Genomic DNA, 13,509 nt, shown 5'->3' on the forward strand with positions numbered 1-13,509 from the left:
CTTGCATCGCGCGCAACGAAGGTATGATCAGATCCATGACGGACGAGGAGGCCGCCCCTGAGGGCCTGCGCGAGCGGAAGCGGCGGGAGACACGCCGGCGTATCGCCGAGGTCGGCATGCGGCTCTTCCTCGCCAACGGCTTCGACGCCACGACACTGGACATGATCGCGGCCGCCGCCGACGTCTCCCGCCGGACCTTCTTCCACTACTTCGACTCGAAGGACGCCGTTCTCGAAACCTGGGAAGGCGGCCTGGAGGACGCCCTGCGCACCGCACTCGGCGAACAACCACCCCTGGACACACCGTTGTCCGTCGTGCGCCAGGGGCTCGCCCGGCTGTCCGCTCGCTACGAGACGGATGAAGCGCTCGCCATCGACCGCCTGATGCGCTCCACCGAGACGCTGCGCTCCCGCAAGAAGGCCCATTACGAGCGCCAGGAACGGATCGTCGCCGCCGCCCTGGCGGAGCGGTGGCCGGACCCGGAGCGACAGCGGGCGCTCCGGCTCATCGCCATGGTCGGTATCGGCACACTGCGCCTCACCTTGGAGGCCTGGAGCGGCGCGGAATCTCGCGGTTCCCTTGCCGACCACCTGGATCAGGCATTCGTCGCAGTGCGCTCGGAGATGGCGCGGTGACCCGGCCCGGCGAACTCGCTCAGCCACCGCCCGCCGTCCGGCTGCGCCATGCGGCGGACAGCGGCGCCGGCCACGGCGGGGTCTCCATGACGAGGCCGGCTTCGGACAGTTGAGAGCGAGGCGTCACCGGCGGGCCACCGGTGAACTGCCGATGCGGATACGTTACGAACTTCGAGGCACCCCTAATCGCGGCGCGCGCCGGCGACCGCCTGGTCGTGGTGCCGGTCCGGTCGACCCGCGGACCTCCAGCGACGGCGCCAGGAGATGTGTCTCCCCCGGCCTGGCCATCCTGCAGCGGGCCGAACCCGGCCGCGCCGAACGCACCGCCTACCTCCTGGAGCACGGCTATCCGGCATACACCACCACCCCCGGCTGGCTCGGCTACGACGACACGAAGCTGGTACGGCGGGCCAAGGCGGCGGTCGCCGAGGGATTCGGCCAGATCAAACCGAGGGTCGGCGCCGCCCCCGAGGACGACCGGCGCCGCCTACGGCTGGCCCGCGAGGCGGTAGGACCGGACATCAGGATCGCCCTCGACGCCAACCAGGAGTGGGGAGTCCAGCAGGCCATCGACCGCACGGCCGCACTCGCACCCTACGACCCGTACTGGATCGAGGAACCCACCTCACCGGACGACATCCTCGGACACGCCGCCATCCGCAGAGCACTGGCACCCATCAAGGTGGCCACCGGCGAACACACCCACAACCAGGTGATGTTCAAGCAGCTCCTCCAGGCGGACGCACTCGACATCCTGCAACTCGACGCCGGCCGCACCGCCGGCGTCACCGAGAACGTCGCCATCCTCCTGCCGGCCGCCAATTTCGGCGTCCCGGTCTGCCCGCACGCCGACGGGGTCGGACTGTGCGAGATGGTGCAGCACCTGGCGATGTTCGACTTCGTGGCCGTCAGCACCACCACCGACAACCGCGTGACCGAGTACGTCGACCACCTGCACGAGCACTTCACCGACCCCGTACGGAACCATGAAGGCCGCTACCCCGCACCGACCGCCCCCGGCATCGGCGCCGAACTGCGCCCGGACTCCCTCGCGGCCCACCGCTACCCCGACGGCCCCGTCTGGAGCGGGCGGGCGACCCTCTGAGCCGCCGCACACTCTCGCCCCTCGGTCAGTCGCCCTGGAGCAGACCCGGGGATCGCATGGCGGGTCCCGGTGCGGACGGCGCGTTCGCCTCGGCCAGGCCCGGGAAGCCGAACCCGGCCGGATGGCGCTGCCGGCCGGCAGGGACGAGGCGCAGGCGGGCCCGGGTTCGCCAGCCGGACGGCTGCCGGCGTATATCGCACTCGTCCGAGAGCGCCTGCACGATGCCCAGCCCGCGGCCGTGCTCGCCGCTGGTGGACGGCGGGCGGCTCCAGGAGGGCCGTTCCACGTCCGCGCCACGGTCCGCGACGTCGATGTGGAGGGTGTGATCTCGCAGGGAGAGGAACACCGTGAGGTCGGATCGCCCGTGCTGGGCGGAGTTGTTCGCGAGTTCAGCGACGATGAGGACGCAGGAGTCGAGGTCGTCGTCCGCCAGTCCCCACTGCGCCAGCACGGCCGAGATGTAGCGCCGGACGTCACGGATCCGACTCGCGTCGGCCGGCACGGCGACGACGGCGTGACACGCCTCGGTCGCCGCGGAGGTGCGAGGTGCTGCCGGGGCCGGACGGCGATGCTGCCTGCCGAGAGGGTCACCGAGCGCCGTGGGGTGCGGGATGCCCGGCGCGGAGATTGCGCTGGTGGGGGTCATGGGAGGCGCTTCCCGGTCTGGGAGGGATGTGAACGCGCCGCCACCTGCAGAGGGGTGCGGGAAGCGACCGCGGGATGCCATTTCTGTGAACAGATGCACATAAAGTTGCCTTTAATTGGTTTTAAGTGTGTTTCGTTGGAGTGTCAAGGGGTTACCGGCGTAAAAATCGCCGAGGCCGTCGGGCGGCGTCCATGGAGGCGCCGCCCGACGGCTCGGGGATACATCGGATCCAGACCAGTACCAGGACGAGGAGAGCGGCCTCGGAGGCGACCGTGCTCAGGTGGCACCGCCCGATGTCGCGCAGGGGGGCGGTGTGCGCGTCATGGAGGCGCTGCTGGAGGTTGTTGCCGTCGCCTGCCAGTTCTTCACGAGACCGACGTCGGAGTCGTCGAACTTGTACCCCTCGCCCGGAACGGTCTGGCCCGGTGGGCCGCGTCGCTGAAGTAGCGGTAGGCCCTGGTGCTGGGCTGGTAGAAGACCTGGACGTAGAGGTCATGGCGCCTGATGACGAGGAACGCGTCGGTGAGGGACTGCGTGGTGCCCAGGCGGAGGGTGAAGTAGTTGTTGCTGACGTTGCCGGTGTCCGTGGGTCTGGTGGTCCACACCTGTGTCGGGCCCGAGCCGTAGATCTGCTGTTGCCTGGCCTGGTAGCGGACCGATTTGATCATGCTTCGGTAGGCGTTCGGCCCGCCGTCCAGCGTCCACAGGACGTCACCGCCCGTCGTGTTGGTCGCGTGCGCCTTGGTGACTCCGAACGGGCTCAGCAGCGCGAGGATCAGCCCGGCCGGCACCGCGCCGGCGAGGCGATGCGCGTCTGCGGCCGCGCGCTTCTTGGAGGACTTGTGTCGATGACGCCAGTGGTCACATCTGCTCCCTGGTGAGGCCGAGCTTCGCGCGGATGTTCTCGACATGACGGTCGACGGTGAGCGGCGACAGCACGAGCTCGGCGGCGATCCTCCGGTTGCTCAGACCTTCGGCGACCAGGCCCGCCACTTCGCCTTCCCGGCGTGTCAACGGGCAGGTGGGCGTCGCCGGGCGGACGGTGAGCCGAACCGGTGCGGGCGGCGGTCAGGGCTCAAGGCGGTACCGCCCGCACCGGGGTCTTGGGGGGTCTCTATACGGCGGGCACGGGGTGCAGGATGCCGAGAAGGCGGGTGACCTCGGCCGCCACGGCGTCGCGGCCGGCCCCGAGGTACTTGCGGGTGTCGACGGTGGCGGAATCCGCGGTGAGGTGGTCACGGACGGCGGAGGTGAAGGCGTTGTTGAGGTGCGTCGCTATGTTGATCTTGGTCATGCCGCGTGCCACCGCCTGGACCAGGTCGGCATCGGACACGCCGGAGGATCCGTGCAGGACCAGGGGGACGGGAACTGCTGAGTGCAGGGCTTCGATGAGGTCAAAGTCCAGGCGGGCGTCCCGGGTGAGCATCGCGTGGGAGGTGCCGACCGCCACGGCCAGGGCGTCCACGCCGGTGGCGGCGGCGTAGGCGGCGGCTTCGGCCGGGTCGGTGCGGGCACCCGGGGCGTGGACGCCGTCCTTGCCGCCGACCTCGCCGAGTTCGGCCTCGACCCAGACCCCGTGGCCGTGGCACAGACGGACGACGTCCGCGGTGGCCTGGACGTTGTCGGCGTAGTTGAGGGTGGAGGCGTCGAACATGACCGACTGCACGCCGAGCTCAAGTCCCTCCTGGACCAGGGGCAGGCGAGTGACGTGGTCGAGGTGGATGGCCACAGGTATGCGGGCGGCCTCGCCGGCGGCCAGTGCGGCCCGGGCGAGGGGAGCCAGCGCACCGTGGTACTTCACCGCATTCTCGCTGATCTGCAGGATGACCGGTGCATCCGCGGCTTCGGCACCGGTGATGATCGCCTCGATGTGCTCCAGCTGGATGATGTTGAAGGCGGCTGTCGCACAACCACGGGCCTGGGCGGTCGACACGATGTCGCCGGTACCGGTGAGGGGCATGATGTCCTTCCAGGGAAGTCAGGGGGAGGGATAGGGCGACGGTGCCCGATGTCAGTCGGCGCGCAGCTGGCGGTGCAGCTGGGGGCGGTCGTGGAAGACGAGCTTGAAGCTGTCCTCGTCGATGTCGGCTCCCAGCAGGGTGCCCGGCTGCTGAAGTGCGGTGGCCGCCCATGCCAGAGCCGTTCGCAGCGCCGTACCTCCCGAAGCGCCGCCCGCGAGGAACCCCGACAGCAGGGCGTCGCCTGCGCCGACTGCGCTCTGTGGGTTTTCGACGATCGCCTCGGCGTGCTGGACCAGGTCTTCTTCGACCAGGAGCGCGCCGTCCGCTCCCAGGCTGGCCAGGATGGTTCGGGCCCCTCGCTCTTGGAGGCGACGGGCTGCGTCGACGGCCTGGCCGACCGTGGTGACGGGCATGTCGGCCGCCTCCGCGAGTTCGTGCGCGTTCGGCTTGATCAGATCGGGGCCGGCGGGCAGCGCCGCCAGGAGCGGCGGTCCGGAGCTGTCGATCGCGATCCGCAGGCCGGCGTCGTGCGCTCGGTGGACCAGCCGGGCGTACAGGTCCGGGGAGGCACCGTGCGGGAGGCTTCCGGAGCCGACCAGCCAGGAGGCCTGCGACGCGGCTTTGAGCGTGGCGTCGAGCAGCGCCTCGACCTCGTCTGCCGACAGGGTCGGTCCGGGTTCGTTGACCTTGGTGACTTTGCCGTCGGGCTCCAGGAGGCTGACGTTGGTGCGGATGTTGCCTGCGATGGGCACGTTCACATGGTCGATGCCGGCCTCGTCCAGCATCTCTGCGAGACGTCTGCCGTTGGGCCCACCGATGGGCAGTACCGCGCGGGTGGCGATGCCGTGGGTACGCAGGGCGAGGGAGACGTTCACGCCCTTGCCGCTGGGCTCGCTCCAACCGGAGCTGGCGCGTTGCACGGCGCCGTGGGCCAGCCGCTCGACCACGAGGGTACGGTCGACGCTGGGGTTGAGGGTGAGAGTGACGATCACGTGCGGATCACCTGCTTGAGCCCAGCAGCCTCCAGACGGCGGGTGTCCGGTTCGGACAGGCCGTCGTCGGTGATGAGCAGGTCGATGTCGGAGAGGTTGCCGTACTTGAACAGGCTGGTGCGGTCGTGCTTGCTGTGATCGGCGAGCAGGATCCGGCGGCGCGCCGCAGCGAGCATGAGCCGTTTGACCGTGGCCTCGGACTCGTCCGGTGTGCTCAGCCCGCGTTCGCTGGAGATCGAGTTGGTGCCGAGGAAGGCCACGTCGACCCGAATCTCCGACAGGGCGCGGACGGCCCAGTTGTCGACCTCGGCGAAGGTACGGGCGCGCACCCGGCCACCGAGGGTGTGCACGCTCAGACGAGGGCGGTTGACCAGGGCGAGAGCGATGGTCAGGGTGTTGGTGAAGACCGTCAGCTCACGGTCGGCGGGGAACAGCTCGGCCAGCATGGTCGTGGTGGAACCGGCGTCTATGAAGACAGCCCCTTCGCGGGGCACCTCGGCCAGTGCCGCCTGGGCGATACGGCGCTTCTCCGCCTCGTTGCTGGTGCGGCTGGACACCGCCGGCTCGAACGCCAGATCCTCGACGGCGATCGCTCCGCCGTGCACACGGCGCAGCAGGCCCTGCCGTTCAAGGAACAGGAGGTCCTTGCGGATCGTCTCCGTGGACACGCGCAACTGCTCCGCCATGGCTCCGGCATCCAGGCGCCCCTGGCTGCGGACGGTCTGCACGAGAACCTGGTGGCGCTCCTCGGCGTAGTGCGCACGTCCCGAGGCACCGGAGGGCTCTCGGGCCGACATCGCGTCCGTGGTCATATAGGAGTCCTTCGTTTTCGGTTTCGGCGGCCGGCCCCTTGGTGAAGGGGACGACTTCGTCATGTCGGCACCTCGTCGTGCTGAGCCGGCATGAGGCCCGTGGGACCCACCGGATTGTGCCGGACGAACGCCCTGCCGCGGTCTGCCTGCGGTGGCCGGGTCATCGGGTGCTGCCAGGCATGGCGGTCGCGGTCAGGAGCCGATGTCCGACGGCTGGTTCCGCTGCTGTCACAGGCGCAGGCGGGAGATCCTCGGGGCCCGCGTAAAGTCCGGCGGCGCACCCGCCCAGCAGGGCGGCACCGCGGCCTCCGGCTTCCTGCACCTGAGCCACGGTCACATCCTTCCAGGCGGCCCCGCGCAGTTGGCGTACCGCTCTACTGCGCGTCCAGCCGCCGGACATGACCGTGCGCTGGTGCGCGCCGAGTACGGCGGACATGTCCGAGTCCATCTGGATCGCACGATCGGCGGCCGAGCGCAGAGCAGTGTGCCAGAGCTGGGCCGGACTGGCGTCCCGGCCGATGCCGCGCAGGACCACGTTGCCGTCGTCCTCCAGATCGGCGGTCAGCGAACCCGTGGGGCAGGCGAGCGCCCGCTCGTCGAAGTCGGCGAGTTCCGCGGAACCGAAGCCGAGCAACCGCTGGACGTTCTGCATCAGCAGCCCGCCACGCCGGTCACCGAGCACCGAAAGCCGCCCGGGCAGAACGTGGTGTCCCACCGTCACTCCGGCCTCCACAAGGCGCCGGACCGGATCGGGCGGCAGGGGTGCCGACACCGTGCGCACGAGAGCCTCCGCGGTACCGCACGAGTCGAGCTGATCGCCGTCGCGGACGGCGCCGGCTCCGACCGCGGCGGCGAGGTGGTCGTGCCCGGCAACGGTGAGAACGGCACCGGTCAGACGCGCGGGAGCCCAGGAGGCGTTCACGCGTCCCAGCGGGGATCCCGCTCGGACGAGCGAAGGCAGCAGTGAGGCGCGCGCCCCCGACCACTCCAGGGCCTCCGGCCACCACTCTCCGGTGTCCAGCCGCAGCCAGCCGGTACGAGAGGCGAGCGAGTACTCGCTCGCCTCCTCGCCGCCCAGCGCGCGGACCACCCACTCGGCGATGCCGAGCCTGCGAACGGCACCGGCCGAGTGGGAATGATGCTCGACCAGCCAACGATGCTTGGAGAGCGACCACTGCGAGATGACGGGCAGACCGGTGGCGCCGGTGAACTCGGTCTCTCCCAGCTCACGACCCATCCGCTCGGCCAGAGCGCGATCGCGGTCGTCGTGCCAGGCGATCACCGGGGCGAGCGGTTCACCCCGTTGGTCCAGCAGGACACCTGCTTCGCCCATGCTGGCCACGCCGACGGCCAGTACTTCACCGGGCGGCGCCTCGGCGAGGGCGGCCCCGGTGGCTGCGGCGACCGCATCCAGGATCGCAGCCGGATCAACCTCGACTCCCTCGTGCGTCACCTGCCAGGTCAGCGCGGCCTTTGCATTCGTGACCTCGCGGCCATCAGTGGTGCACACCGTGACCTTGCACGACGTGGTGCCGACGTCCACGCCTACTAGCAGAGCCTGTGACATGAGTGTCCCTCTCGATCTCACCCTCCGTGAGGTGAGTGCGCTTGCTTGTCATCAGTTGTTTTTAGTTGTGTTTACGTGGAGTGTCAATGGCCTCGGTGAAGTCGTTGCAGGCAGAAGGCATGTTCGCAGTGGAGGATACGGGCAGGCAACGATCCGAAAACTTCCCGTCAGCCCATTGACGCCCCACGTAAACGCAACTAAAAACAGGCTTTAACAAGTTCGACACACGTTGCTCCAAGCGAAATGTTGCGCAGCGTAACGATCAACCGGCCGGACGTCGACAGAGCGGAACCCCGCACGCCGCCGTCGTGGTCCTCCCTATCTCACGCAACAGAGGGGTCTCTCTCATGGCATCGCGCAGAATCGTCTTCGTGGCCGGCTCCGCGGCCGTCGCCCTGATCGCCACCGGTTGCGCCGGTGCCGGCGGCAGCTCCAGCAGCAGTGACGGCAAGTCCGTGAACGTCCTGATGGTCAACAACCCGCAGATGCTCGACCTGCAGAAGCTGACCGCGAAGTACTTCACGAAGCAGACCGGCATCAAGGTCAACTACACCGTGCTGCCCGAGAACGATGTCCGCGACAAGATCAGCCAGGAGTTCTCCAGCCAGGCCGGCACCTACGACGTCGCTTCGATCAGCAACTTCGAGGCCCCGATCTACGGCAAGAACGGCTGGCTCGCCCCGCTGGACGGCACCGTCGCCAAGGACGCCTCCTTCGATCAGAGCGACATCCTGGGTCCCATCGCGGCCGGGCTCAAGGGTTCGGACGGCAAGCTCTACGCCGAGCCCTTCTACGGCGAGTCGTCGTTCCTCATGTACCGCAAGGACGTCTTCCAGAAGGCGGGGCTGACCATGCCCGCCCACCCCACCTGGCAGCAGGTCGCCGACCTGGCCGCCAAGGCGGACGGCTCCGAGTCGGGAACGAAGGGCATCTGTCTGCGTGGCCAGCCGGGCTGGGGCCAGGTGTTCGCGCCTCTCACCACGGTCGTCAACACCATGGGCGGCACCTGGTTCACCAAGGACTGGAAGGCCCAGGTCAACGGCGAGGGCTTCACCAAGGCCACGAAGTTCTACGTCGACCTGGTCCGCAAGCACGGCGAGGCCGGCGCCCCGCAGGCCGGGTTCACCGAGTGCCTGAACAGCTTCACCCAGAGCAAGACGGCGATGTGGTACGACGCCACGTCGGCCGCCGGCTCGGTGGAGGCCACGGGCTCGCCCGTCGCGGGCAAGGTCGGCTACGTCCCGGCGCCGGTGGACCAGACCAAGAGCTCGGGCTGGCTGTACTCGTGGGCCTGGGCCGTCCAGAAGGCGTCGAAGCACCAGGACGCCGCCGCCAAGTTCATCGAATGGGCCTCCAGCAGGCAGTACGAGGAGCAGGTGGGCAAGGACCTCGGCTGGGCGAGGGTTCCGGCCGGCAAGCGGGCCTCGACGTACGAGAACGCCGACTACGTGAAGGCCGCGTCCGCCTTCGCCAAGCCCACCGTAGACGCGATCAACAGCGCGGACCCGAACAACCCCGGCGTGCAGCCGCGGCCCACCGTCGGTGTGCAGTTCGTCGACATCCCGGAGTTCCCGGACCTCGGCACCAAGGTGTCCCAGGAAGTCAGCGCGGCCATCGCCGGCCGTGAATCGGTGAGCTCGGCACTGGACAAGGGACAGAAGCTCGCCGAGGACGTCGCCTCGAAGTACCGCAAGGGCTGACTCCGGCGAGCGGAGATGAGCAAAAACGAGCGGAGAGACACTCCCCCATGACGAGCACATCCACCCATCGGACCTGGCAGTCCCGGGCACCGCGCCACACGGCGGGGCCCGGGTCCGCCCGGCAGCGCAGGCAGCCGTCGGCCAGGGCACGCGCCTGGGCCCGCCGCGGTCCGCTGCTGCCCGCGCTGATCTTCATGATCATCGTCACCCAGCTGCCCTTCGTGGCCACGCTGGTGATCTCCTTCATGAACTGGAACGCCCTGGCACCCGACGATCGCGGTTTCACGGGCTTCGGCAACTACACGCACGTCTTCAGCGATCCCGACCTGCGTAGCTCCGTCCTCACCACCATCTTGCTCACCGCCACGGTGGTCCTCATCAGTCTCGTCCTCGGGCTGGGGCTCGCCCTCCTGATGGACCGCCACTTCTTCGGCCGCGGGCTCGTGCGCACCCTGCTCATCGCGCCGTTCCTGGTGGTCCCGGTGGCCGCCGCCCTGGTCTGGAAGCACGCGCTGCTCAACCCCGTGTACGGCCTGTTCAACGGGGTTCTGACCTGGGTGTGGAAGCTCTTCGGCTCCAGCCACCCACCGCAGCCGGACTGGATCACCGAACACCCCCTGGGGTCCGTGTCGGCTTCCCTGATCTGGCAGTGGGCCCCCTTCATGATGCTGATCCTCCTCGCCGGCCTGCAGAGCCGCCCACTGGAGGCGATGGAGGCCGCCCGCGTCGACGGAGCGAACGCATGGCAGGCCTTCCGCTACATCACGCTGCCGCACCTGCGCAGGTATCTGGAGCTGGCCTCGTTGCTCGGAACGATCTACATCGTGCAGAACTTCGACGCCGTCTTCACCATCACCTCGGGCGGCCTGGGCACCGCCAACCTGCCCTACACCATCTACGAGAGCTTCTACCAGGCACACGACTACGGTCAGGCGTCCGCGGCCGGCGTCATCGTGGTGATCGGCAGCATCGTCGTCGCCACGCTCGCCCTGCGTCTGGTGTCCTCGCTGCTCAAGGAGGAGACGGCATGACCGCCAACGTCCTCGGGCGCCGGTCCGCCGGCCCCCGCACTCCCCAGACGGCCAAGGCCCGTCGCAACAACACTCTGTGGGGGCTGGTGGCCTGGGGGGCGGGAATCCTCTTCTTCCTGCCCATCGCCTGGATGGTGCTCACCTCGCTGCACAGCGAGACGGACGCCGCCACCAACCCGCCGTCCCTCGGTGCCCCTCTCACGCTGCAGGGTTACCGCGAGTTCTTCGGTTCCGCGACCGGAGCCAGTCCGTGGCCGGCGCTGCTGAACTCCGCCATGGCGAGCGTGTTCTCGACCCTGTTCGTGCTGGCTCTGGCGATCCCGGCCGCCTACGCCCTGTCGATCCGCCCGGTCCGCAAGTGGTCGGACGTGATGTTCTTCTTCCTCTCCACCAAGATGCTGCCCGCCGTCGCGGGGCTCCTCCCCATCTACCTGGCGGCCAAGAACCTCGGCATGCTGGACAACATCTGGCTCATGGTCATCCTCTACACCACGATGAACCTGCCGATCGCGGTGTGGATGATGCGCTCCTTCCTCGCCGAGATCCCCGTCGCGATCCTGGAGGCCGCCGCGATCGACGGCGCCGGCCTCCCGACCGTCTTCCGCCGCATCATCATTCCCCTGGCCGCCCCCGGTATCGCCGCCACATCGCTGATCTGCTTCATCTTCAGCTGGAACGAGATGCTGTTCGCCCGCGTCCTCACCGGGGTGCGCTCGACCACCGCACCTGTCTTCCTCACCAGTTTCGTCACCAGTCAGGGCCTGTTCCTGGCCAAGGTGTGCGCGGCCGCCGTGGCCGTCTCCCTGCCCGTGCTGATCGCCGGTTTCGCCGCCCAGGACCGCCTCGTCCAGGGCCTGTCGATGGGAGCCGTGAAGTAGTGAAAGCAGTCGTCATCACCGCACCCGGAAAACTCGAAGTGACCACCGTCGACGATCCGGCACCCGGTCCTCGTGAGGTGGTCGTCTCCGTGACGGCCTGCGGCCTGTGCGGCACCGACCTGCACATCCTGCAGGGCGAGTTCGCCCCGACTCTCCCCGTCATCCCCGGCCACGAGTTCGCCGGCGAGGTCGTGGCGACCGGGCGCGACGTCACCGAGATCGCCGTCGGAACACGCGTCGCCGTCGACCCGTCGCTGCCGTGCCACGAATGCCACTACTGCCGCCTCGGCAGGGAGAACCTGTGTGAACGCTGGGCCGCGATCGGCGTCACCCGCGCCGGGGCCGCCGCCGAGTTCGTCAGCGCCCCGGTCGCCAACTGCATACCGCTGCCCGACCATGTACGTACCGCCGATGCTGCTCTCGTCGAGCCGCTGTCCTGCGCCGTACGCGGCTACGACGTGCTCCGCAGCAATCTCGGCGCGCGCGTTCTCGTCTACGGCGCCGGAACCATGGGGCTGATGATGCTCGAACTCGCCAAGCGCACGGGCGCCGTCAGCGTTGATGTCGTCGACATCAACTCCGCACGGATTCAGACCGCACGAGAGCTGGGCTGCTCGGAAGCCGCGGAGACCGCCGACGCCATGGACCGCCCTCGCGGCTGGGACCTCGTCGTCGACGCCACCGGCAACGCCAAGGCCATCCAGGACGGCTTGGGCCGGGTGGCGAAGGGCGGCACGTACCTGCAGTTCGGCGTGGCCGACTATGCGGCCCGTGCCGTCATCGAGCCGTACCGGATCTACAACCAGGAAATCACCATCACTGGGTCCATGGCCGTCCTGCACAGCTTCGAGCGAGCCGCCGAACTGTTCGCCGCCGGAGTCATCGACCCGGACGTCTTCATCAGCGACCGCTACCCGCTCACGGACTACGCCGAGGCCCTCGCCCGTTTCCAGTCCGGACAAGGCCGGAAAATCCAAGTCCAGCCCGCTCTCGACACCGCTGTCTGACCGCGCAGAACGGAATCCCAACGCCATGACCGAATCGATGCGCCGAGTGGTCGTCCGCTCCATCGACGACATCCAGCTCGAGCAGGTGTCCGCGCCCGCTCCCGGAGACGACGAGCTCCTCGTCCGGTCCACTCTGGTGGGCATCTGCGGCTCCGACGTCCACGCGGCGCTCGGTGACCACCCCTTCATCGACCTGCCCTACCGGCCCGGCCACGAAGTCGTCGGCGCGGTCGTCGCCGCGGGACCAGGGGCGGAGGACTTCAAGCCAGGGGACCGCATCGTCGTCGAACCCAACCTCTACTGCGGCCAGTGCCCGCAATGCCTCGCCGGCCGCTACAACATCTGCGAGCAGCTGAAGGTCTTCGGCTGCCAGACCGCGGGCGCCATGGCCGATCTGTTCACCATCCCCGCCGACCGGGTCCACCGCCTGCCCGACGGCATGACCGACCGCCAGGCCGCGCTCATCGAGCCGCTCGCCACCCCGGTCCACGCCGTCGCCAAGGCCGGAGACCTCACGGGCCGCAGCGTCGCCGTCCTGGGCGCCGGTCCCATCGGCCTGCTCACCCTTATCGCGGCCCAGTACGCGGGGGCCGCCCGCACGGTCGTCACCGATCTGCAGCCCGGCAAGCTCGAACGCGCCCAGCGGCTGGGCGCGGACATCATCCTGCCGGCCGACGCCCCAGACCTCGTCGCCGACGCCCGCAAGGCGCTGGACGGTCCGATCGACGTGGTCTTCGACTGCGTCTCCCGCGCCCAGTCGATGGCGCAGGCCACCGAGCTCGTGGCCAAGGGCGGTCAGATCATCGTGGTCGGGGTCGGAGCACCGGGCGCCACCCCGATCCGCCTCGACCTGGTCCAGGACCGTGAGATCCGCATCGAGGGCACCTTGATGTACACCGCGGACGACTACAAGACCGCCATGGCCCTCATCTCATCCGGCGCCGTCGACACCAATGAGGTCATTACGGGCGTCTTCCCCTTGGCGGAAGCGGGCCAGGCCTTCGCGGCCGCCCTCGACCCGGACCAGGTCAAGGTCCTCGTGTCCGTCCCCTAGACCTGAACAACGGGCGCCCGACACAAGCCGACCACCGGCATTCAGGCCCTGGCCCTTCCTGGGCCAGGGCAGTCGACGGACACTCTCTACTCCGCTGAGCGCAAGGGAAGCCCATGAAGGT

General features: G+C 69.0%; 13 protein-coding genes and 1 pseudogene. 7 read left to right on the forward strand and 7 right to left on the reverse strand.

Features of this window, described 5'->3' with window-relative positions:
- The first annotated feature begins 35 nt into the window (after window positions 1–35).
- Together ACIRA5_RS25375 and ACIRA5_RS25380 are read left to right on the forward strand one after the other, a co-directional pair.
- A complete protein-coding gene (locus ACIRA5_RS25375) occupies window positions 36–635 on the forward strand; it encodes a TetR family transcriptional regulator (RefSeq protein ID WP_403693988.1) in 600 nt (199 codons plus the stop codon).
- 280 nt (window positions 636–915) lie between these two features.
- Window positions 916–1,740, forward strand: a pseudogene (locus ACIRA5_RS25380) (enolase C-terminal domain-like protein); the annotation flags it as partial.
- Between the two features lie 25 nt (window positions 1,741–1,765).
- Here ACIRA5_RS25380 and ACIRA5_RS25385 read toward each other — a convergent pair.
- From ACIRA5_RS25385 to ACIRA5_RS25415, 7 genes are all read right to left on the reverse strand, one after another.
- Window positions 1,766–2,386, reverse strand: coding sequence for an ATP-binding protein (locus tag ACIRA5_RS25385; protein WP_403693990.1), 621 nt, complete (start codon window positions 2,384–2,386; stop codon window positions 1,766–1,768).
- Window positions 2,387–2,751: 365 nt separating this feature from the next.
- Window positions 2,752–3,177 (reverse strand): hypothetical protein, encoded by a 426-nt coding sequence (locus ACIRA5_RS25390; RefSeq protein ID WP_403693992.1) that lies wholly within the window; start codon window positions 3,175–3,177, stop codon window positions 2,752–2,754.
- A gap of 70 nt (window positions 3,178–3,247) precedes the next feature.
- Window positions 3,248–3,400, reverse strand: coding sequence for a response regulator transcription factor (locus ACIRA5_RS25395; protein ID WP_403693994.1), 153 nt, complete (start codon window positions 3,398–3,400; stop codon window positions 3,248–3,250).
- Between the two features lie 100 nt (window positions 3,401–3,500).
- Window positions 3,501–4,346: a ketose-bisphosphate aldolase gene (locus tag ACIRA5_RS25400; RefSeq protein WP_403693996.1), complete on the reverse strand. Its 846-nt coding sequence runs from the start codon at window positions 4,344–4,346 to the stop codon at window positions 3,501–3,503.
- Window positions 4,347–4,397: 51 nt separating this feature from the next.
- Complete coding sequence (locus ACIRA5_RS25405; protein ID WP_403693998.1) at window positions 4,398–5,339, reverse strand: 1-phosphofructokinase family hexose kinase; 942 nt, start codon at window positions 5,337–5,339, stop codon at window positions 4,398–4,400.
- A complete protein-coding gene (locus ACIRA5_RS25410) occupies window positions 5,336–6,151 on the reverse strand; it encodes a DeoR/GlpR family DNA-binding transcription regulator (RefSeq protein ID WP_403694000.1) in 816 nt (271 codons plus the stop codon). The genes ACIRA5_RS25405 and ACIRA5_RS25410 overlap by 4 nt, the downstream gene beginning before the upstream one ends.
- A gap of 160 nt (window positions 6,152–6,311) precedes the next feature.
- The gene (locus tag ACIRA5_RS25415; RefSeq protein WP_403694002.1) at window positions 6,312–7,718 is read right to left on the reverse strand and encodes an L-fuculokinase; all 1,407 of its coding nucleotides are present in this window, start codon (window positions 7,716–7,718) and stop codon (window positions 6,312–6,314) included.
- A gap of 347 nt (window positions 7,719–8,065) precedes the next feature.
- Between ACIRA5_RS25415 and ACIRA5_RS25420 the strand changes: the two genes are divergently transcribed.
- The 5 genes from ACIRA5_RS25420 to ACIRA5_RS25440 are packed head-to-tail and all read left to right on the forward strand — an operon-like array spanning window position 8,066 to window position 13,388.
- Window positions 8,066–9,418, forward strand: coding sequence for an ABC transporter substrate-binding protein (locus ACIRA5_RS25420; protein WP_403694004.1), 1,353 nt, complete (start codon window positions 8,066–8,068; stop codon window positions 9,416–9,418).
- A 47-nt stretch (window positions 9,419–9,465) separates the two neighbouring features.
- Window positions 9,466–10,449, forward strand: coding sequence for a carbohydrate ABC transporter permease (locus ACIRA5_RS25425; protein ID WP_403694006.1), 984 nt, complete (start codon window positions 9,466–9,468; stop codon window positions 10,447–10,449).
- On the forward strand, window positions 10,446–11,327 hold the full coding sequence (locus ACIRA5_RS25430; protein WP_403694008.1) for a carbohydrate ABC transporter permease: 882 nt from the start codon (window positions 10,446–10,448) through the stop codon (window positions 11,325–11,327). Before ACIRA5_RS25425 ends, ACIRA5_RS25430 begins: the two co-directional genes overlap by 4 nt.
- Window positions 11,327–12,334 carry a zinc-dependent alcohol dehydrogenase family protein gene (locus tag ACIRA5_RS25435; protein WP_403694009.1) on the forward strand — a complete coding sequence of 336 codons (1,008 nt, stop codon included), beginning with the start codon at window positions 11,327–11,329 and terminating at the stop codon, window positions 12,332–12,334. The genes ACIRA5_RS25430 and ACIRA5_RS25435 overlap by 1 nt, the downstream gene beginning before the upstream one ends.
- Window positions 12,335–12,359: 25 nt before the next feature.
- Entirely contained in the window at window positions 12,360–13,388 is a 1,029-nt protein-coding gene (locus ACIRA5_RS25440) for a zinc-binding dehydrogenase (protein ID WP_403694011.1), read from the forward strand.
- Window positions 13,389–13,509 lie beyond the last annotated feature (121 nt).

It is taken from the genome of Streptomyces sp. NPDC096311, assembly GCF_044763085.1.
Classification (GTDB): domain Bacteria; phylum Actinomycetota; class Actinomycetes; order Streptomycetales; family Streptomycetaceae; genus Streptomyces.

Coding starts and splice junctions, on each gene's coding strand:
- ACIRA5_RS25420 (WP_403694004.1), top strand. CDS start 8,066: ATGGCATCGCGCAGAATCGTCTTCGTGGCCGGCTCCGCGGCCGTCGCC.
- ACIRA5_RS25415 (WP_403694002.1), bottom strand. CDS start 7,718: ATGTCACAGGCTCTGCTAGTAGGCGTGGACGTCGGCACCACGTCGTGC.
- ACIRA5_RS25400 (WP_403693996.1), bottom strand. CDS start 4,346: ATGCCCCTCACCGGTACCGGCGACATCGTGTCGACCGCCCAGGCCCGT.
- ACIRA5_RS25425 (WP_403694006.1), top strand. CDS start 9,466: ATGACGAGCACATCCACCCATCGGACCTGGCAGTCCCGGGCACCGCGC.
- ACIRA5_RS25410 (WP_403694000.1), bottom strand. CDS start 6,151: ATGACCACGGACGCGATGTCGGCCCGAGAGCCCTCCGGTGCCTCGGGA.
- ACIRA5_RS25385 (WP_403693990.1), bottom strand. CDS start 2,386: ATGACCCCCACCAGCGCAATCTCCGCGCCGGGCATCCCGCACCCCACG.
- ACIRA5_RS25430 (WP_403694008.1), top strand. CDS start 10,446: ATGACCGCCAACGTCCTCGGGCGCCGGTCCGCCGGCCCCCGCACTCCC.
- ACIRA5_RS25375 (WP_403693988.1), top strand. CDS start 36: ATGACGGACGAGGAGGCCGCCCCTGAGGGCCTGCGCGAGCGGAAGCGG.
- ACIRA5_RS25440 (WP_403694011.1), top strand. CDS start 12,360: ATGACCGAATCGATGCGCCGAGTGGTCGTCCGCTCCATCGACGACATC.